The 19,767-nt window shown below is 44.1% G+C and carries 15 protein-coding genes; 3 read left to right on the top strand and 12 right to left on the bottom strand.

The features are described from left to right. Nucleotides 1-47: 47 nt before the first annotated feature. The 6 genes from M2470_RS12635 to M2470_RS12610 form a co-directional block, all read right to left on the bottom strand. The gene (locus M2470_RS12635) at nt 48-1,346 is read right to left on the bottom strand and encodes a hypothetical protein (RefSeq protein ID WP_280745241.1); all 1,299 of its coding nucleotides are present in this window, start codon (nt 1,344-1,346) and stop codon (nt 48-50) included. A 34-nt stretch (nt 1,347-1,380) separates the two neighbouring features. After that, the gene (locus tag M2470_RS12630) at nt 1,381-2,337 is read right to left on the bottom strand and encodes a FimB/Mfa2 family fimbrial subunit (protein ID WP_280745242.1); all 957 of its coding nucleotides are present in this window, start codon (nt 2,335-2,337) and stop codon (nt 1,381-1,383) included. A 95-nt stretch (nt 2,338-2,432) separates the two neighbouring features. After that, nucleotides 2,433-4,004 (bottom strand): hypothetical protein, encoded by a 1,572-nt coding sequence (locus M2470_RS12625; protein WP_280745243.1) that lies wholly within the window; start codon nt 4,002-4,004, stop codon nt 2,433-2,435. A gap of 62 nt (nt 4,005-4,066) precedes the next feature. Continuing rightward, nucleotides 4,067-5,569 carry a DUF3868 domain-containing protein gene (locus M2470_RS12620; protein WP_280745244.1) on the bottom strand — a complete coding sequence of 501 codons (1,503 nt, stop codon included), beginning with the start codon at nt 5,567-5,569 and terminating at the stop codon, nt 4,067-4,069. Nucleotides 5,570-5,575: 6 nt separating this feature from the next. Further along, complete coding sequence (locus M2470_RS12615) at nt 5,576-6,103, bottom strand: DUF3575 domain-containing protein (protein WP_280745352.1); 528 nt, start codon at nt 6,101-6,103, stop codon at nt 5,576-5,578. Nucleotides 6,104-7,015: 912 nt separating this feature from the next. After that, complete coding sequence (locus M2470_RS12610) at nt 7,016-8,266, bottom strand: site-specific integrase (protein WP_280745245.1); 1,251 nt, start codon at nt 8,264-8,266, stop codon at nt 7,016-7,018. A 722-nt stretch (nt 8,267-8,988) separates the two neighbouring features. Here M2470_RS12610 and M2470_RS12605 point away from each other — a divergent pair. Next, nucleotides 8,989-9,930 (top strand): TIGR01212 family radical SAM protein, encoded by a 942-nt coding sequence (locus M2470_RS12605; RefSeq protein WP_280745246.1) that lies wholly within the window; start codon nt 8,989-8,991, stop codon nt 9,928-9,930. Here the strand turns inward: M2470_RS12605 and M2470_RS12600 are convergent. Further along, nucleotides 9,911-10,414: a DUF4251 domain-containing protein gene (locus M2470_RS12600; protein ID WP_280745247.1), complete on the bottom strand. Its 504-nt coding sequence runs from the start codon at nt 10,412-10,414 to the stop codon at nt 9,911-9,913. The genes M2470_RS12605 and M2470_RS12600 overlap by 20 nt on opposite strands. A gap of 183 nt (nt 10,415-10,597) precedes the next feature. Here M2470_RS12600 and M2470_RS12595 point away from each other — a divergent pair, with 183 nt between their 5' ends. Both M2470_RS12595 and M2470_RS12590 read left to right on the top strand, forming a co-directional pair. Then, the gene (locus M2470_RS12595; RefSeq protein ID WP_280745248.1) at nt 10,598-11,410 is read left to right on the top strand and encodes a KilA-N domain-containing protein; all 813 of its coding nucleotides are present in this window, start codon (nt 10,598-10,600) and stop codon (nt 11,408-11,410) included. Nucleotides 11,411-11,536: 126 nt separating this feature from the next. Continuing rightward, a complete protein-coding gene (locus M2470_RS12590; protein ID WP_280745249.1) occupies nt 11,537-14,230 on the top strand; it encodes a calcium-translocating P-type ATPase, PMCA-type in 2,694 nt (897 codons plus the stop codon). Between the two features lie 71 nt (nt 14,231-14,301). Here the strand turns inward: M2470_RS12590 and M2470_RS12585 are convergent, their stop codons facing one another. From M2470_RS12585 to M2470_RS12565, 5 genes are all read right to left on the bottom strand, one after another. Next, entirely contained in the window at nt 14,302-14,982 is a 681-nt protein-coding gene (locus M2470_RS12585) for a zinc metallopeptidase (RefSeq protein WP_280745353.1), read from the bottom strand. A gap of 110 nt (nt 14,983-15,092) precedes the next feature. Further along, nucleotides 15,093-16,364: an adenylosuccinate synthase gene (locus M2470_RS12580; RefSeq protein ID WP_280745250.1), complete on the bottom strand. Its 1,272-nt coding sequence runs from the start codon at nt 16,362-16,364 to the stop codon at nt 15,093-15,095. A gap of 17 nt (nt 16,365-16,381) precedes the next feature. After that, entirely contained in the window at nt 16,382-16,855 is a 474-nt protein-coding gene (locus tag M2470_RS12575) for a Fur family transcriptional regulator (RefSeq protein ID WP_280745251.1), read from the bottom strand. A gap of 58 nt (nt 16,856-16,913) precedes the next feature. Then, complete coding sequence (locus M2470_RS12570) at nt 16,914-17,576, bottom strand: DNA alkylation repair protein (RefSeq protein WP_280745252.1); 663 nt, start codon at nt 17,574-17,576, stop codon at nt 16,914-16,916. A gap of 1 nt (nt 17,577) precedes the next feature. Then, nucleotides 17,578-19,629: a dihydrofolate reductase gene (locus M2470_RS12565; protein WP_280745253.1), complete on the bottom strand. Its 2,052-nt coding sequence runs from the start codon at nt 19,627-19,629 to the stop codon at nt 17,578-17,580. Nucleotides 19,630-19,767: the final 138 nt, after the last annotated feature.

Genomic DNA, 19,767 nt, shown 5'->3' with positions numbered 1-19,767 from the left:
CATATGTGTTATCTTTCTGTTAATCATTAATAATTAATCATTAACAATTAATTTTCTACTATGATCTTTTTTGTCATATTCCCGGCCGTTACCTTAATCACATTGGCGGTCGTTATAGCCCCGTTTACGGTAAAGGTGAGATATCCCGGGCCGCTTGCCGAACCGTTGGTGATTGTAATGTCACTACCCGTTTCTATTTCGGCTGTCCATCCTCCGGGATAGTCGGTATTAACATACACGCTGCCGGTCTCTCCTACCGCCAGGTTTAAACTACTGCGGGATACGCTCAGGAAGTAGGTGGGGTATTCAGCAGGTATGTCTATCGTTTCCCAAGTTACTACCTTGGCATTGACGGTCAACGACTGATTTTGAGTAAAACCTGTAATGCTTGCATTGAACTGATAGTGTGTATTGCGTGTTACAGCCAGGTCGGCCAGGGTAGGTCCATCGCCTTTCATCCATTCAACGGTCTTCCCCGCCATACCGTTACCTATCACCAGGGTGTACTGCCGCTTGTTGGAAGTATTGTCTGCCTGGTAGGCGTATACGGTGAGGTAGGTGTATTTATCCCGGCTGTTAAGGATGTGTTCGGGAATGTAGAAGGTGATCCCCTGGGCTTCAAAGCCACTATTGTCAGGATCATAGCCATGCGATGTATTGTTAGGTACAATAGCTGCGCCTTCGGTGATAAATCCACTTCCTTCGTAAGGGCTAGCCATCAGGTAGGATATTCCCGGCATGTGGCAGACCGTTACCTTATTGAGCAATACCTTGGTGCCGGCCAACGAAGAAGCACTATAATCGCACTTGATGTTCAGCGTTACTTTGGCATAAAGGCGTTCTACAGTTCCCAGGGGGTGGGTTGTTCCGCTTATTTCCGTCAGCTTGTTGGCTTCTGCTATTACCTCATAGCGTCCGAACATGGGTATCGGGTTGTCTTCATCCACAGTGGGGTATCCTGTGAAATTCAACTGTTTTGCTTTTATATCGCTCTCGGATACAGTCTGTCCCTCCTGCCAGCTGTCCAAATTCCAGCTGTTAACTTCGTTGGCAAAGAGTAATATCTGAAGGTATCCGGCGGGTACTATCTCTTCAAAGGTTACGCCATCAGCTTGCGGCGTAGTAGTGTTGAGTAGGCATCGTCCTGAGCGGTTCAATACGACCAGGCGTACTTTCCCAACCGCTGTCTCCGGGTCTTCATCCCCCGCCCGGGTGAGGCTCAGCTGAAGGGTGGTCATTTCCTTCTCCGGCTGCTCCACTTCCATTTCTCCCGATGTGCAGGAAAATAACCAGCACAAAGACAGGCAGGAAAGAAGGAAGATGATCTGTTGTTTTTTCGGTCTCATATATTTTGTTCTAAATTTCATTTTTCAGAAAAGATTATCCCACAACCGTTCCGCCTCCGCCGTCTATCACGATCCAGTCGTTGATGGTGATGGTGAAGTGTCCGTTTGTATGTTCAAAAAATACGTCGAGGTGGAATTCGTCGTCTATGTCCAGGTCTCCGGTGATGGATAGGGGTATCAGGAGTTCAGACAGGCTGGTATCAAGCAGTACTTCTTCATCCTCTGATTCTCCCTGATGTGTGATAAGCAGTCGCGATTCGGTCGAATGGTCGTTCAGCTCGCGCATAACGACAAACTCAGACTTGAGCGATTTTTCTTCAATACTATCCTTGGGTATATAGGTTAACCGGTTTCCGGTTATCGAATTGTCAAAGTTATAATCCCCGTTGCGCGAGGTGATGGTGCATTGGAAGCGGCTGTTACTGCCGGTACGGGTATTGTTGTCTGTAACGGGTAAGCCACGGGCTGTTACATGAATCGTATTGGTATCTTTTGTCAGATCCATCAATATGATCCTCCTTCCTTCTGCTGCTTCTATTCCGACTTCCTGTACACCTCCATAGAACAGGTGGGTAGGATGTTCGGTTACTGTGTCGTCAAGGCGGTTGAGTTTAAGCATAAATTCTTCAATAGTTGTCTGTCCCGGTATGCAGTCTGTGATATCATAGCACTCGTCGAGGTTCCCCCAGGCTACGAGTTTGTAGTTACCCGCTTTCAGGGGTACGGTCATGATGTAATTGTCCTGAAGGACTGATCCTTGGTCGCTGAACTCGCTGATGAACCGCCCGTCTTCCGAAAAGACGAAAAGCGAGATGCGTTCAACGTCAGTTGCAAACTTATCTACACCTGCTACATTCTTGATATACCGGAATTGCACGCCTATTCCACATTCCGACAAATCGTCCTGTACGCATCCCCATGAGGAGAGTAAGAATACCCATACGGTACAGAAGGCAGCAATCCGGACACTTATTTCTTTTATCGGTTTCATTTGTTTTAAAGTTTAATGTTCAATGTTCTTTGGCAATAAAAAGGAAGGGAAGCGGGCCGAAACCCGCCCTCCCTTTTTTACTTACTAAATGTTTATTATTCAAGATTACCTTGCTGGATAACAGTTGTCCATTCAGCTGGAATAATTACAGCGTGCAGGTGTGTATTGGCAACAACAGGCACCCAAGGAGTATCCTTAAGATTAGATTCCAATGGTTTACCAGGTCCAGAGATCTTGCTGATCATAACCTGATATTTATTACCACGCAACACACCCGGTTCAAGGCTGTTACCAGTTGCATCATCACCAATATCCAAACGGTAGTAGCTGGTAGCATCAGCGAATTGATAATAAGATTTATTCATGTCAGAAGCTGTTACACCAGCGATAGCTTCAGCCTCAGTCCAGTATGTATCATTCCACTCTTTCATATTTTCAAGTATCCATGCCGCTTTTTGAAGCAGTTTTATGTGTTTGAAATATGTACCGGCCTGAATCGTTCCATAAGTTAATTTCAATTCCTTGATTGTGTATATATAATCCAATGCGTTTTCTCCCCATGAAGTCTGGCCAATATTTGCTAACTGATCAACTTCTGTTTTCAGGCTAGCACTGGCTACGTTATAAGTCACATCCTTGATCACATTGTTGGGTTTGAAAACCGCTTTAATTGCAAAGAAAGAGGACTGACCTTCGAGTAGATAGTTGTGATTATTCTCAGGCAGATAGAAATACTGTGTTGGAACGGTAGTTGCAGCTGTCTTGTCTATAGCTGTCGAATAATCGATATCGCTATCGAAGTCGCTCTGTTGTGGAGTTCCACTTGACCATACGCGGTTGTAGTAATACGATTGTACGGCTTGACCTGAACCTTTGCGGATGATGTTCGTGTAGCGTGCCATATTACGGATGGTGTATTGGATATTGGAAATACCGGGGTTGTCAACATCACCAGCATGTAACACTGAATTACCCAGGTAAAGGTTAGCCTTAGCCAACATAAAGTATAACTGGATATTGAATGTATTGGTGGTCGACTCATTGGTATTTGAAGGTGTACCACCAGCTGCCGTATCTGATGCTACATCAGCAACAAGATTGTATTCCAAACTATTGTCATTACTGGCAGGTAAGCCAAAACTGCCAGAACGCTCATGTAATTTGGCAAACCCGAAGCTAGCCTGGTTGGCCTGGTTAGCATCGAAAGTAAGAGACATCAAATCACTCATCATGCTCTCACCTACTTTATAACCGGTATTGTCATCCGTTCCTATTACACTAACGATGTCATTAGGAGCTGTTGTCATACCCTTGTAGTTAGCAATAGCATAGATTTTCTTCTTACCGGCAGTAAGTAGTACTGTTGCCTTGGTGTCATTCATGAACACTTTCTTTTCAAGTACACCTGTTGACTTGTAGATAAGAAGAACTACATTACTCGGATCAATTTTACTGTCGTCTGTGTCGACAGCTGGTGATTGTTGCATTGTATACGCACGTGAATCGAGAGAGGATAGAGCGAAAGTAGCATAGGTTTCCTTACCTTCCACCTCTTCCGTGTTGTCTATCGGGTTCTTCGGGTCTGGAGTAACCTCCTCGCTCGAACAAGCCGTAAAACCAGCTGCAACGATGGCAGCCATCATAAAAAACTTAAACGTCTTTTTCATTTTTACTTGAATTTAATTAATAAAAAAAGTCTATTTAATTGTGAATTATCAATTGTGAATTATTAATTGCGAAGCAATTTCTCTGCTTCTTCTTTTCTCTTTATTTCGTCGAGGTTCTTCAGGGATGCATCAAGATTTTTCTCTGATGCACGTTTGAAGAGACTCTTTGCTTTGGCAGCATTGCCACGGAGCATTTCGAGCACCCCCAGGTTATTATAATATTCTGCCGTACCCCTAACTACATTTCCGTTCTGCGTGTTGCGTACCGCGTTCTGCAAGTAGCGCTCTGCGCGCACCTGATCGCCTGCTTTGAGTGCCGAAGCGGCTGCATTCAGGTTGGCTACCGGATTTTCGGGATAGAGCTTTACAGCTGTTTCGAATACTTCTATAAACTGCTGACTGCCTTCCGGGTAAGTGTTAGCCACGAGGAACATTTCATTGAGACTGAGCTGGCGAGGCTGTGTTTTGATCACCTGTTTGGCTTCTTCCACATTGAAGTTCTTGGCATTATAGTCTATCCTTGCTACTACACGGCGCAGTTGTGGATACAACTGATGCAGCATCTGCTGGTAAGGTCCTCCACCGTTGAGTGCCTTGAGGCGATTCTTACGCTCTTCCGGGTTGTAGTAGTTGATGATCGACAGTATCGTGCCTTTGGGTTCTATGTAAGATTGCTGTACAAGCCTGGCTAAGCCTTCCCAGTCTTCACCCCCGTAACCGATCTGGTAGAGGTGTGAAGGGATACCGGCACGCATAGACAGGTAATTGCGCAGAGCTTCCGCGCGACCTCTTGCCAGTTGGTTATTTGTATTTACATTTCCTTCGGGGGAGGCATAGCCGGTAATGAGTACACTGGTTACTGTCAGATTCTTGTCCGAACGTATGCCACCAATGATCTGTTCGATCTTGGCCAGTTCGCGCGGGTTGTTGCCGAAACTTGGATTGATCTCTGTACGTGCTACCGGGAAATCCAGGAAAACATCGCTCTGTTCGCTTCTAGCCTTTACCTGTTCCGCTTCGGGGCGGATATAGGCTACATGGATCGTGGGGTTATATTCTTTCACCCCTTCGAGTATGATACGGTTGGCCAGTTTACGACTATCCCATTCTGCCGGTTCACCTCCACATCCGCAGAGGTCGGTCTGTACATCCAGTTGTGCTTCACGCATCCAGTTTTCATAAGGTACAGCCTGGCGGTAACGAACGACCTTGCGGTTCTCAGCCTTGAGTGGAATAACGGCATAGTGTGCCGAAGCAACCTGCTTTTCCCATCCATTGAGCTCTACCTCCCTTTCAAAGGCCTTCTGGCGGTGGCGTCCGTTGACAAGCACACTCTTCATTTTCACTTCCCGTCCTTTCCCATTGCTGAGTACAGGCGTCAACTCCAGGGAACGCTCCGTATTAAGGCGCAGGGCTGTCAGGTCAATATCTATGATTAATTGCACAGAATCCTCCACCTGTCGGAGCGAATGCAGCTTCACCGTCTCAGAGGGCAACTGACCGTAAGCAGTCGTAGTCAGTAATGTTATATAAAGTCCTGCTATTGTATATAGTATCTTTTTCATTTTCAGTTATTTGATGATGTAGATTAAGGATATTCCAGCTTTTGTAGGACCGAAATAGTTTTTGGTAAAATCACCGATTTTCTCAGCACATTTCTCACAAGGATACTTGGCATGATCGAGGTAGGCGTATCCAACCCCTACAGTTGCTTCTATGCTCCAGCGTTTATTGAGGATCCATTGATAGCCATAGGAGATACCTGCACCGTAGAGATAGCCCTCGTAGCGGTGTTCATTGAGGCCGAACATCTTCAATCCTCCGACATTGTAGCCTGCCACATGTGCATGCAAGCCCATGAAGTGACCCATAAAGCGTTGGCAAAACCAGTAACGAGCCTCGGGCTGTATGGCCCAATGCTTGAGCTTGCGGTTCTTGGAGAACTCCCAGGGGTTGTAGTTTACAGGTAATTCCAGCGTCCATTTGGGAGCCAAGCCTATTTCGAGACCGAGGTTCAGCGTTGTTGTCGCGTCATACAATAGGTTCGACTTAAGGGCTACATCCTGTGATTTAATAAAGGGCGAGAAAAACGCCAGCATGGCTAGTGCCACTACAGTCTTTTTTATCCATCCAACGGTTATACAATTCTCTGTTTTCATCAATGTTAGTCTTCTATTTTTAGGCTTCCTCCTCTTTATTTTTACACTCCCTATCACTTACTAAGTGACAGTGATCTTACTTTATGAAAATGTAAGTGCCTATATTTGCAATAATTGCAAAAATCGTCCGTGCAGTTTTATAAAAAGGTAAAACTTTTTTATAAACAGGGAACACTGAAAAACGCTCTAAAATCCGTCTCAAATTGTAATAAAAAAGCCCGTTTGGGAATCTGACTGAATGAAGACTGAAAGAGTAGAATTTGCAAACATTTTGCAAACAGGTTAATATACTGCGTTTTAAATCTTTTTTCAGCTACTATCAATCCCTTTGGTGGAAGAAAAGATGCATTTGTTTCGGAGAGGGAAGAGTAATACCTTTCCTTAACAAACTAAAAAGAGTTTTTTCTGACTAAAGTTTGTGAATGCTTATTTATTTCTTCTGGCATTTACTACCTTTGCATCCTAAACCAAAATAGTGACAACTATGATTAAATACTACGAAATGATTCATTTCAACTCAACAGCCTTTATGACAAATAAGGATACAAGCTACCCTCCCGGACAATTTCTGTTTGTCTGCCCGGTTCCCGACATATATTTTCCAGCCTATTTTATATGTATATCTACAAAATCAGCGAGTGATAATTGTGAATATATTGAGAAGAATTAAGTATTTTCAACGAATTTAAATGGTAGATATTTGCAGAAACTTATTGGTTTTTCTTCTTTTTCTGTCACTTAGTAAGTGACAGATTTGTTGATAAACAAATAGATACCGCAAATATAGATAAAACCTGTCGTTTCTCCTCATTATTTTTCCGGAAATATAAATTAACTTAAATATTCTATTCTTTATATGGCATGAGTTATAGCTTTAGCTACCGTCTCATTGGCCTCATCGAGCACACTTCTGTCGAAAGAGGCCAGGTAGATGCGGGTAGTGGCCTCAGAGGTGTGCCCGAGGGCTTCGCTGATAACCGCCAGCGGCAGGTTTGCCTCCTTGGCGATAGAGGCCCAGGTATGGCGGGCTACATGCGTAGTGAGCTTGTTCTTCAGCCCCAGAAACTGTGAAATTTCTCCCAGTTTCTGGTTTTGCTTCCGCAAACCGCTCTCATACTGTAGCCGGGGAGATACATCTTTCCGGGTGATGATGGGGAGAAGGTAGGGGCTTTCTTCGGTAAGTGGACGGAAAATCTCTAGTATATCCTTAAGTTTCTGGGTCACCTTCAGTTCGATCCGCTGTCCGGTCTTCATCCGCTTGTAGGATATGACATGATTCTTGAGGTCTTCTTTTTTCAGGAAGGCCATATCCACATAAGACATACCTCGGGCATGAAAGCTGAAAAGGAACATCAGTAGCGCCTGTTGCAGGTGGAAAGGAAGTCCGGTGGACCCTGAAGGCTGTAGCTTAGCTTCCACCTTATCAAGCAGGTTCATTTCTTTTTTGCTCAGGGTACGCTTTTTAGTGGTATCATTTCCGGTGAATACATCGCGGAAGGGTGATATACTGTGTGCCTGGAAGAGACCTTCCTCTGCTGCCTTGTTGTAGATAGCCCGTAGGTTACGCATGTAAAATGAAATACTATTGCGTGCTAGCCCTTCTTCGGTAAGCTGAAACTCAAAGTTTTTCATTAACAAGGGGGTAATGGTGTCAAAGGTTATCCGGGGTTTTTTGTTGAAGTTGACAAACCTGGCCAGTACGGTCTGGTAGGCCCTGGCTGTACGTATCTGCCCCCTTTTCAACAGTCTTTCGACTAATTTGTCGGTGTAATCCGCCATGCAGATCTTTTCTTTATGCAGCCTATAGGCAGCAGCTACTTTGGCAGCATCGGGTGTGCCTTCCCTTTCAAGCCGTAAGGCGGTGGATTCAACAAAGTAGCGGTCACTTTCCAGCTCCGCTTTTGCCCACGCCAGGTGGGCGGATCGATCCCCTCCGGCAGCCTGGGAGATAATCATCTGCCTGTCTAAATTCCACTCACAGGGATACAGTTGGATACGGGTTGACACATTGTACGCAGTACGATTGCTGATAATACGTACAAAAAGGCGAGAAGCACGGCCTTCCACACTGGAGGCCCGCAACATAAACTTTACGGAAATCATCTTATCTTTCTTTTTAAGGTTAAAAAAACGCCAAGTCCAAAAGGATTAGTCATTGAATACGTCTGCTAAAGTATAAAAAACACAGAGAATTGCAAAGTGTCAAATTGTTAATTTACCCCTTGCTTGCAGGCCGTATTTGGGACTGAAGCAGGGTTTGCTTGCAAAGAAGGCGTTTATTTGGCACTTAAGCTTTGTTGTTTTGCAAGCTGCAGCACGCAGAACGGAACACGCAGAACGCTCTTTTAAACATTTTTCGTCTATTATTCTATATTCTTTAACCCAAACCTGTCTTTTTGTTATCTTAAAAAGAATAGCGTTTTTGGGTGGCTTTTGCGTTAAAAAGTGCTTCGTTTTACACATTCTCGCCACTTGATTTTAAGCTTGGCCGGAATAGTCAAAAAATCATTTGGATGAATCTCCGGAATCATTTGGATCAATGGGGGAATTTAATTGGATGATTTACTGAAATCATGAAGATAAAATGGGGAAAAGTCGGCATTTTTAGCAAATATATGTTAAATATCGACGAAAATACATTAAAAAATCTTTCCAGTTTTTATTTTTTGTCGCTTTTGAATAAAAGAAGCGTTAGTGAAAATTTATCTTTTGACGAAATATGTAAGTGTATAATGTTTTTTAACAACAAAAAGACAGTTACATTGGGGGATAAAAAAGCCTATCGGTTTTCTGCATCATATTTGGGAAGTAATCTGTAATTTTGCATGGTGAATAAAGAGATAAAGCCATATTATGACTTCGGGGATTTCTTAAGAAAGGTATTCCCTTTCAAGGTACAGAAGATATCGGTGAATGCCGGTTTTACCTGTCCGAACCGAGATGGGACAAAGGGCTGGGGAGGGTGTACATATTGCAATAACCAGACATTCAGCCCGGAATATTGCCAACCTAACAAATCCGTGACCGAGCAACTGGAGGAAGGCATCCGCTTTTTCTCCCACAAATACCCGGAGATGAAATACCTGGCCTATTTCCAGTCATATACAAACACGTATGATGCGCCCGACTCTTTAATCCGCAAATATGAGGAAGCGTTGGCCTTCCCTGAAGTGGCGGGTTTAATTATCGGCACACGCCCGGACTGCATGCCGGATGTGTTGTTGGATTATTTTACGGCTTTGTCGGAAAATAAATTCGTAATGATCGAATACGGGGTGGAAAGCACGTTGGATCGAACGCTGATACGCATTAACCGTGGACATACGTATGCGGAATCGGAAGAGGCTATTCGCCGGACGGCAGAAAGAGGTATTTATACCGGCGCTCATCTGATACTGGGCTTACCGGGCGAAAACAGAGAAGAAATATTGCATCACGCAGATATCGTATCGGACTTGCCAATCACTACACTGAAGCTACATCAGCTACAACTCATACGTCAGACACGAATGGCTAAAGAGTTTGCCGAACAGCCGGAGGACTTTCACCTGTACACTGCGGACGAATATATAGAACTGGTTATAGACTTTATAGAAAAATTAAACCCCTCTATGGTGGTAGAGAGGTTTGTATCTCAATCCCCCAAAGAGCTGTTGATCGCTCCCGACTGGGGATTAAAAAATTATGTATTTACTGCAAAAGTCTGCAAACGCATGACCGAACGCCAAACATGGCAGGGACGGCTGTTTACTCCTTCTTCTCAGTAAGCAAATCGCCCTGATACGTAATTGCCTGTCGGTTGACAGGTGTTACCTGTATCGTTGACGAACCGTTTTTGAATATCTGTATATTAAATGTATAGCTGTCTTCGTCCGTACGGGTCTTGAATATGATCCGGGCTGTTCCTTTCTTGTCATAAGACAGGGTGTGCTCCGTCATAGTAGACGTAAAACGCATCCTCTCTCCTCCTCCGTAAGGAACACTATACGCCCTGCCGAAATAAGGGAGATAGGAAAGAACCGAATCACCTCTTAATTCCAGCGAGTATAAAGAGGTTAGATTAACCGAACGCCCACCCATTGGTAGCGCACGTGTTACTTCAACGGTATATCTGCCGCCATTAACCAGCTCCTTCACCAGTTGCGCTTTCTTTTCTTTCTTGCTCTTAGCCTCTTGTGCTAAAAGAGATTGCCCTCCAAAAAAGAGGGCAATTCCCATTACTAAAAATAACCTTAACCTAAATCTTTTCATTTACCTTGAATCTATCTCAAAAACTAACACACTATCTCTTTATAATAATCTCTATATAAATAAGACAATAAATACAGAAAAAAGTTTAAATCTCCCCGTTAATATATTTTAAAATAAACTTCTAAACAGAAAGCGAATTAAATACAGTATAGTGAGTACCTTTGTCAAAATAGCACCTATAGTATGGCTAAAATAACGGTAAAAAACACAGAAATAGTCTTTCACAAAAAAGATCAGGAGGATTACATATCCCTGACCGACATTGCTAAAATTCGAGATACAGAGAATCCTTCGCAGATAATCAGCTTATGGTTAAGAACCTACAGCACTATTGAGTATATCGGTCTATGGGAAATGCTAAACAATCCCAATTTTAACCCCCACATTTATGAGGGGTTTAAAAACGAATCGGCAAAACCTCATTTCTGGATGTCACCACAAAAGTGGATCAACGAAACAAATGCCATTGGGATGACCTCAAAATCCGGACGCTATGGCGGAGGAACATACGCCCATTCAGATATTGCTTTTAAATTTGCAGCGTGGATTTCGGCAGAATTTGAACTATACCTTGTTACGGAGTTCAAGCGACTGAAAATCGAGGAACAAAAAACGCTCGGTTGGTCTGCAAAACGAGAACTGGCAAAGATCAACTACCATATTCATACAGATGCAATTAAACACAATTTGATCCCTGACGAACTCACAGCAAAACAAACCTCTATTATTTACGCCAGTGAAGCCGATGTGCTGAATGTGGCACTATTCGGAGTAACGGCAAAAGATTGGCGGGAGTCCAATCCAGACCTTAAAGGCAATATTCGCGATTATGCAACCATAAATGAGTTAATCTGCCTGTCTAATATGGAGAATCTAAATGCTGTATTTATCAATGAGGGGCTTCCACAACGAGAACGGCTGATAAAATTGAACCAGATTGCAATTCAGCAAATGCGGGTTTTGGCAGAAGTCGAAGGTCGGAAAACGCTGAAATAAAGTGTATTCATCAATTGGCCAAGTCTCCCCGTTAATATATTTTAAAATAAGAGATTCTGTTTGCAAACTATTTTATACGATATTTGTTTTCAGATTAGAGAGTATATCTGTTAAAACTAACAATACATGGAAAAAAAGCAAACCTGGAAAGGGCTAACCAAGCAAGAAGTAGAAGAAAGTCGTCGCCTGCATGGCGAAAATGTATTAACCCCTCCTCCCAAAACCCCGCTATGGAAATTGTTTATCGAAAAATTTGATGATCCGATCATCCGCATCCTGCTATTGGCCTGGTTTCTATCCATGATTATTGCCGGCGTACACTGCTGGGGGCCGGAAGCAAAGGGATTCACTGCCTTTCTTGAGCCTATCGGAATATTTTTCGCCATTTTATTGGCAACCGGTGTAGGCTTTGGCTTTGAAGTAAAAGCCAACAAAGCATTTGACGTATTAAACACGGTGAATGACGACACGCTTGTAAAAGTGATCCGTGACGGAAATATCAGCCAGATCTCTAAAAAAGAAGTGGTAGTAGGCGACATCGTACTCCTGGAAGCCGGAGAAGAGATCCCTGCCGACGGGCATTTATTGGAGGCCATCTCCTTGCAAATCAACGAATCGACTCTAACCGGCGAGCCGGTAATCAGCAAGACAACAGATGAAGCGCACTTCAACAAAGATGCAACCTACCCTTCAAACGTTGTTATGCGCGGAACGACAGTTGTAGACGGACATGGCGTATTTGAAGTAGAAAAGGTAGGCGATGCTACCGGCTACGGCAAAGTATATGAAGGCTCACAGATAGATAATGACATAGATACTCCTTTGCAGATACAGCTAAAAGGCTTGGCGGGAGTTATCAGCAAAGCAGGCTACACAATCGCCGGGCTGACATTTGTGGCATTGGTTACCAAACTATTGATTTCCTCTTCCGGTGTACCTATCATGGATCTGGTGAGCGACATACTAAATATCTTCATGGTAGCCGTTACATTGATTGTCGTATCTGTGCCCGAAGGCCTCCCGATGAGCGTAACACTCAGCCTGGCGCTTAGCATGAACCGCATGCTGAAAACCAACAATCTGGTGCGAAAAATGCATGCCTGCGAAACAATGGGAGCGACAACCGTTATCTGCACAGACAAAACCGGCACCCTGACACAAAATCAGATGCAGGTATATCAAACTAACTTTTACAACCTGAAAGACCAGCAGCTGGGAGAGGATGAATTGAGTAAGCTGATCAAAGAAGGAATCTCGGCTAACTCAACGGCCTACCTTGACTTCTCGGAAGAAAAAGTAAAAACACTCGGTAATCCGACAGAAGCCGCACTGCTATTATGGCTGAACAGCAAAGGAGAAAACTACCTGTCGCTGCGAGAGGATGCCGAGGTACTAGAACAACTCACCTTTTCTACCGAGCGTAAGTATATGGCAACCCTGGTTCATTCGCCCTTATTAAAGAAAAAGGTACTGTATGTAAAAGGAGCGCCGGAAATTGTACTGGCTCAGTGTAAACGGGTAGCGATAGACGGCACATACAAAGCTGTAGAAGCCAGCAGGGAAGGCATTGAAGAGCAATTACTGGGCTATCAGAACCAGGCCATGCGTACCCTGGGCTTTGCCTATCAGATTGTAGAAGAAGGGGAAGATACGAATTTCTTTGCCGAAGGGCGTCTGCATCAAACAGACCTCACGTATATAGGCATTGTTGCTATTTCCGACCCGGTAAGAAAAGATGTTCCCGAAGCCGTAGAGAGCTGCCTGCATGCAGGTATTGACGTAAAAATAGTAACCGGCGACACACCCGGAACGGCTCGTGAAATAGGCCGTCAGATCGGCATCTGGCACAAAGAAGACACGGAGTACAACATTATTACCGGACAGTCTTTTGAAATGCTCAGCGACGAAGAAGCCTTGCAACGTGTGATGGATCTGCGGATTATGTGCCGCGCCCGCCCGACAGACAAACAAAGACTGGTAAAGCTTTTGCAGAAGAAGAATGCGGTTGTAGCCGTAACCGGAGACGGGACAAATGATGCGCCTGCCCTGAAAGCCGCACAGGTAGGTTTATCCATGGGGGACGGCACATCAGTAGCTAAAGAAGCCAGTGATATCACGATATTGGACAACTCATTCAGCAGTATTACCCGGGCCGTTATGTGGGGACGTTCGCTGTATCGCAACATCCAACGCTTCCTGTTATTCCAGCTAACCATCAATGTGGCAGCCTGTCTGATTGTATTGCTCGGTTCACTGATGGGTACCGAATCGCCCCTTACCGTAACACAAATGTTGTGGGTAAACCTGATTATGGACACATTTGCAGCAGCAGCACTTGCCTCTTTGCCTCCGAATGAAAAGGTGATGAACAGAAAGCCGCGTAAAAGCGGAGTGGGTGGCGACTTTATCATATCACGCCCAATGGCTTACAATATATTCATCGTAGGCACACTGTTCGTAGCATTACTGCTGGGCATCCTGGTTTATTTCAACAAGACAGAAGGTCTGCTGACTCCCTACGAACTTTCGATGTTCTTTACAATCTTTGTTATGTTGCAATTCTGGAATATGTTTAATGCCAAGGCTTACGGCGACACCAAATCGGCCTTCTCCGACCTGAAAGGCAGCAAAACCTTCTTGCTTGTAGCATTACTCATATTGGTTGGCCAATATCTGATTGTAACCTTCGGAGGAGAAATGTTCAACGTAGTACCGCTAAGCTGGAAAGACTGGGGCATCATTACAGCCACCACATCGGTTGTATTATGGATAGGCGAAGCCATCCGACTGGCACGAAGACTGATGCACAAAGAATCATAACAAAAAAAACGACAGAGTTGATCTTTCACTCTGTCGTTTTTACGATATACTTATTTCTAACACACAAATTCTTAATCTCTCCTACCTAGGAATATCCAAATGTAGTATAACAGGGTAGCCAACGAACCTAAAGCAGCCACTACATAGGTGTAAGCAGCCGAACGTAAAGCGTCTACTGCTTTATCATAGGTATTGGCATTGGTAATTCCGGCATTGCTCAACCAGGCTACAGCCCGTTGGCTGGCATTTATCTCAACCGGTAATGTTATAAAACTAAACAAGGTAGTGGTTGCAAACAAGATGATCCCAAACAACAGCAGTTGAGGGAATGTATTGATAAGCAACATACCACCCAGCAATACCCACGTCATAATGTTGGATGAAAAACTAACAATAGGAACCAAGGCCGAACGCATCTTCAAGGGTGCATAAGCAGTGGCATGCTGAACGGCATGTCCACATTCATGAGCCGCTACAGCCGCAGCAGCAATGCTGTTGCTATTGTAAACAGACTCGCTCAGGTTCACCGTATGGTTCGTAGGGTTATAATGGTCGGTTAAATGCCCAGGGGTTGAAATGACTTGCACGTCATAAATGCCATTATCGCGCAACATCTTCTCTGCAACGTCTCTTCCCGTCATTCCGTTCGGAACAGGGATCTGCGAATACTTTTTAAACTTGCTTTGCAAACGATAAGAAACCAGCCAGCTTAAAATAGCAATTCCAATAAAGATAATCCAGTAAGCCATAATCGTACTTATTTAGTTTAAAACAACAAAACTCCAATCTCTTTTGTTTTCGGATAAATGTACAAAAACTTTGCCAAAAGCAAAAATGGCAGATATCTGCCATTTTCACCTGTTTATTCTTCTGTATATCGTATGATGGTTTGCTCCCTGTCAGGACCCACAGATACAATCTTTATAGGCACTTCCAGTTCCTCTTCCAAGAAGTTGAGGTACGCATTGAACTCTTCGGGAAATTCGTCTTCGCTTTGCATTTTTGTCATGTCGGTCTTCCATCCCGGCAGCTCAACGTATATTGGTTCCAGGGTGTCGTCTACCTCATAAGGGAACTCGGTTACATCTTCTCCGTTCATACGGTACGCCACACATGCCTTTATCGTATCGAAGCTGTCTAACACATCGCTCTTCATCATGATCAGCTGAGTTACGCCATTAATCATAATTGCATACTTAAGCGCTACCAGATCAATCCAACCGCAACGGCGTTTGCGTCCGGTTACCGATCCGAACTCATGTCCTATCTGGCAGATAGCCTCTCCTGTTTCGTCAAAAAGTTCGGTAGGAAAAGGACCGCTACCCACACGGGTACAATAGGCTTTAAAGATACCATACACCTCGCCTATATTACGGGGAGCTACCCCAAGCCCGGTACAACATCCGGCAGATATGGTATTGGAGGAAGTAACAAAAGGATACGAGCCAAAGTCTATATCCAGCATCGTTCCCTGAGCACCTTCTGCCAGGATGGATTTCTGTTCTTTCAGCGCCTGATTAATAACATGCTCGCTATCTATCAGCCTGAATTTCTTCAGGTACTCTACAGCATCCAGCCATTCTGCTTCCAGCTCTTTGATGTCATAAGTATAATTCAAAGACTGAAGTGTAGCTTCATGCCGGGCTTTAGCTGCGGCATACTTGGCTTGGAAATTGTGCAGCAAATCACCTACACGCAAACCATTACGACTTATCTTGTCGGTATACGTAGGACCAATCCCCTTACCGGTAGTGCCAATTTTCCCTTCTCCTTTAACAGATTCGTAAGCTGCGTCCAACAAGCGGTGAGTCGGCAGGATAAGGTGCGCCTTCTTAGAGATAGACAAACACTTCGTCAGATCATGTCCGCTGGCTGCCAAAGCCTCGGCCTCCTGTTTAAACAACAGGGGATCCAACACGACGCCATTCCCTATTATATTTGTTTTCCCTCCCTGAAAAATACCGGATGGAATAGAACGCAGGATATACTTCTGCCCATTAAACTCTAATGTGTGTCCTGCATTGGGACCTCCCTGAAAACGTGCGATCACATCATATTCAGGCGTAAGCACATCGACAATTTTTCCCTTGCCTTCGTCGCCCCATTGCAAACCTAATAATACATCTACTTTCATTGTTGTCTGTAAACTGTTTATTTATTTCGTTTATTTAATTCCTTTTGTTGCTTATTCTTGCACCTGGCGCAAAGACCATATATGTATAGCGAATGAAAAACAGGCGTAAACCTGGGTGTTTTCAACGTATGAATAAGACCCTTCAGATGGGCATTCTTCAACTCGCGTACAGAGCTACATTTCATACAAATAAGATGTAGGTGAGAGTCTGCTAGCCGTCGCAATTCATATTGCACTAATTGAGTAGTTACCTGATGCCGCACAATAATCCCCGCATCCGTCAGCACATCCACGGTATTATAGAGAGTTGCTTTACTTACATGAAAATTGGCAGTCAGCAGGCGTTGATGTAACGTTATGATATCAAAATGCTCGGAGAAATTACAAATCTCTTCCAGAATTGCATATCTCTCCTTTGTTTTACGCAGTTTCTTTTCGGTAAGATACGCGGTGAAACTATCCCGTATCTCTTTTTGTATCTTGCTGTCCATGAAAATATAGGCTCCGTGCGGTGAACAAAGTTAAGGTATTTCTTGCGAAATCAAAAGTTTAATGATAATATTCAAACTCAAATTTAAGATCATTAAGAAATTCCTGTCGTTCGGGAAAATCCGACGAGGCGTAATCAGCGATGGATTCCAGCACTGCTTTTGCCTGTCCGGCAGACTGCCGCCCATATCTTTTCAGCGCCAGAAGAGCAGCTCGCTGCAAACGCGACACTCCCCCATCCATTGCCTTGCGGGCTTCCCGAATAAGCGCTTCTGCATGAAGTCTCTCCAAAGATGCCCCGGCAACACATAAACGAGCATACAGAAGAAAGCCGACCACCGGCACATATTCTTCTTTTCGCATAATCCAGGCAGCGGCCAATTCTTCGGCAAAGGGAAGATGCTGCAACAGATTCATGGCATACTGCTCCGCTATTTCCTGATGCCGGACTTCTCCGGTCCAGCGTTCGGCTTGCTCCTGTTTAAAGGAGCTAACCGGTTGCAATAGGGTTGCCAATATTTTCAGTTCACGCACATCTTCCTTCCACAATAGCTCAGCCAAGGCGGCATCCGGCGGATAAGAAGCGGCTATCTCTTTAATCTTCGGCAATGATACTCCAAAGTTCAGTTTATAGTCAAGCCCCTGCTCGCGCATACTAGTGGAAACCACCCCGTTCATAGACAAACGAAGGCGGCTTCGGATATCTCTGATTGTATCCTTCATATCAGTTATAGCTCGGCAAAAAAGAATAATCTTTGCTGTAACGAAGCATCTGCTCCGTATATCCTTCCGTATAGTCAAGAACAATATCCGTAACTTCTCCTTTCGCATTTTTGACTTCTTTCATTACCGGATTCACAAAACCTCTGTAAGGCGAGAGATTCAGGCGAGCATAACGCTCCAGCACCTCTGCATGTAAGACAGGGTCTACTTTCACGGCATAATCCTCCACCAAACGCTGACCGGCGGCATAATCTCCCTCGCTCTTTATACGTTGTGCCTCAGCCAGCAGTTGTCCGAAAAGGTTACGCAACTTAATATAATCGTTGATTACAACATAGGTTTTATTGTCTTTCTTTTTCAGTTCTACAACCTTATCCGCCTGTCCTTTTTCATACACCCAACGGGCGATTAACTGCCGATTACGCATGTGAGCCTCTTCCATGTTTTTACCCAAATCGATGCGTACCAGCTGAGTCATCAGCCCATTCATCATAAATTTGTAATATTCGGATTTATATGCGTCTTTATCAGGAACAAGTCCCAGTTCCAACAATTTGGCATCGCCCATATAGTATAGTCCGAACAGATCGGCTCTGGCTTCTTCCAGGGTAGAGCTATACGATTTCAAGGCATTAGGATCTACACCCGGAAGGATTATACCTGACCCATGCCCCAGGCATTCATGCAAGTCGGTATGCAGGTTATCGGTAATAAAACCATACTTCTTAATCAATTCCCGTTCGGCATCACTCCATACAAACTCTTCATTGAAACCACCACCTTGCGAAGCCTTATCGTAAGCCTCCGTAATGTTCTCTATCGTTACCGACTTAGAGCCGTGTATATGACGGATCCAATCGGCATTCGGCAGGTTAATACCAATCGGAGTAGCCGGATAACAGTCTCCTCCCAGCATCGCCACAGTAATTACCTTGGCAGTTACGCCTTTCACCTCTTTTTTCTTGAAACGGTCGTCCATCGGCGAGTGATCTTCAAACCATTGAGCATTATTACTGATTACCTTTGTACGCTCGGTAGCTTCTTTGTTGATAAAATTAACGGTTGACTCCCAGCTTGCTTTCATCCCCAGCGGATCGCCGTACGTCTCCGTAAAACCATTGATAAAGTCAACATCCGACTGTGTATCGTTCACCCACAGGATGGCATACTCATCAAAGGTTCTTAAATCACCGTTCTTATAATAAGCTATCAACTTTTCTATCACTGCTTTTTGCGTATCATTCTCAGCAAAAGCAACGGCTTTCTCCAGTTCCGAAACGATCTTCTCTATAGCCTCGGTATATAAACCTCCGACTTTCCACACCTTCTCTACAATCCGACCATCCGCTTCTTTCACCAGACGGCTATTCAAACCATAGGAAATGGGTGTTGAATCATTCGGGTTACGCATTTCGTCATAAAATTTCTCAACTTCTTTCTGCGTAATTCCTCCGGCATAATAGTTATTGGCTGACGCCAGAATGAGATCCTGCTCTCCACTCTGAACTGTCTTTTTCGACATAATTTCGGGATTAAATATAACCGGATATATTTCCTCCATAAACTGGTCAACGTTCTGTCCCGGACGTAATGGCAAATGAGAAGCATCAATACTCTTTATGCAGTCGGTCAGAAATTCGGGCGTAAAACCTGGGACAAACTTGTCTTCTCCGTAATGATGATGAATACCATTGGAGAACCAAACCCGCTTCAGATATACCTTTAAAGCCTTAAACTGCACATCGCCATGATCCCACTTATACTCTGCATAAACCGTTTCCAGCAAGCGACGTATTACCAGATTGTAACGATTATTCTGATCGAACAATATATCACGCCCCATCAAACCCGCTTCCGACAAATGATAAAGCAACTGTTTTTGCTTTAAAGACAAAGACTCAAAACCCGGCACCTGATAACGCAGGATCTGCAAATCGGCAAACTGATCTACTTCATAACTAAAGGTTCCTTTTTGTCCCGTAGCATCCGTATTCTTATGACCGGTACAGGCCATCATTAGTATTGACATACATCCAATTATTAACTGTTTCATAATTATATAGTATCTTAATATGCTTACAAAAATACACATTTGCCTTTATTGAACAGCCATACATACTAATTTTCCACCTAATCCCATGTATTTTCTCTTATTATGTGTACCTTTGTGGAGTGATTATTGTTGATTATT

This window comes from Parabacteroides sp. PH5-46, assembly GCF_029892785.1.
Classification (GTDB): Bacteria; Bacteroidota; Bacteroidia; order Bacteroidales; family Tannerellaceae; genus DFXE01.
The sequence above is the reverse complement of the archived record's forward strand: the minus strand, read 5'-3'. Positions and strand labels throughout refer to the sequence as shown.

What these genes read in the sequence shown, in the direction of transcription:
- M2470_RS12590 (WP_280745249.1), top strand. Translation starts at nt 11,537, where the DNA reads ATGGAAAAAAAGCAAACCTGGAAAGGGCTAACCAAGCAAGAAGTAGAA.
- M2470_RS12600 (WP_280745247.1), bottom strand. Translation starts at nt 10,414, where the DNA reads ATGAAAAGATTTAGGTTAAGGTTATTTTTAGTAATGGGAATTGCCCTC.
- M2470_RS12625 (WP_280745243.1), bottom strand. Translation starts at nt 4,004, where the DNA reads ATGAAAAAGACGTTTAAGTTTTTTATGATGGCTGCCATCGTTGCAGCT.
- M2470_RS12595 (WP_280745248.1), top strand. Translation starts at nt 10,598, where the DNA reads ATGGCTAAAATAACGGTAAAAAACACAGAAATAGTCTTTCACAAAAAA.
- M2470_RS12610 (WP_280745245.1), bottom strand. Translation starts at nt 8,266, where the DNA reads ATGATTTCCGTAAAGTTTATGTTGCGGGCCTCCAGTGTGGAAGGCCGT.
- M2470_RS12620 (WP_280745244.1), bottom strand. Translation starts at nt 5,569, where the DNA reads ATGAAAAAGATACTATATACAATAGCAGGACTTTATATAACATTACTG.
- M2470_RS12635 (WP_280745241.1), bottom strand. Translation starts at nt 1,346, where the DNA reads ATGAGACCGAAAAAACAACAGATCATCTTCCTTCTTTCCTGCCTGTCT.
- M2470_RS12575 (WP_280745251.1), bottom strand. Translation starts at nt 16,855, where the DNA reads ATGGACAGCAAGATACAAAAAGAGATACGGGATAGTTTCACCGCGTAT.
- M2470_RS12630 (WP_280745242.1), bottom strand. Translation starts at nt 2,337, where the DNA reads ATGAAACCGATAAAAGAAATAAGTGTCCGGATTGCTGCCTTCTGTACC.
- M2470_RS12605 (WP_280745246.1), top strand. Translation starts at nt 8,989, where the DNA reads ATGGTGAATAAAGAGATAAAGCCATATTATGACTTCGGGGATTTCTTA.
- M2470_RS12615 (WP_280745352.1), bottom strand. Translation starts at nt 6,103, where the DNA reads ATGCTGGCGTTTTTCTCGCCCTTTATTAAATCACAGGATGTAGCCCTT.
- M2470_RS12580 (WP_280745250.1), bottom strand. Translation starts at nt 16,364, where the DNA reads ATGAAAGTAGATGTATTATTAGGTTTGCAATGGGGCGACGAAGGCAAG.
- M2470_RS12570 (WP_280745252.1), bottom strand. Translation starts at nt 17,576, where the DNA reads ATGAAGGATACAATCAGAGATATCCGAAGCCGCCTTCGTTTGTCTATG.
- M2470_RS12565 (WP_280745253.1), bottom strand. Translation starts at nt 19,629, where the DNA reads ATGAAACAGTTAATAATTGGATGTATGTCAATACTAATGATGGCCTGT.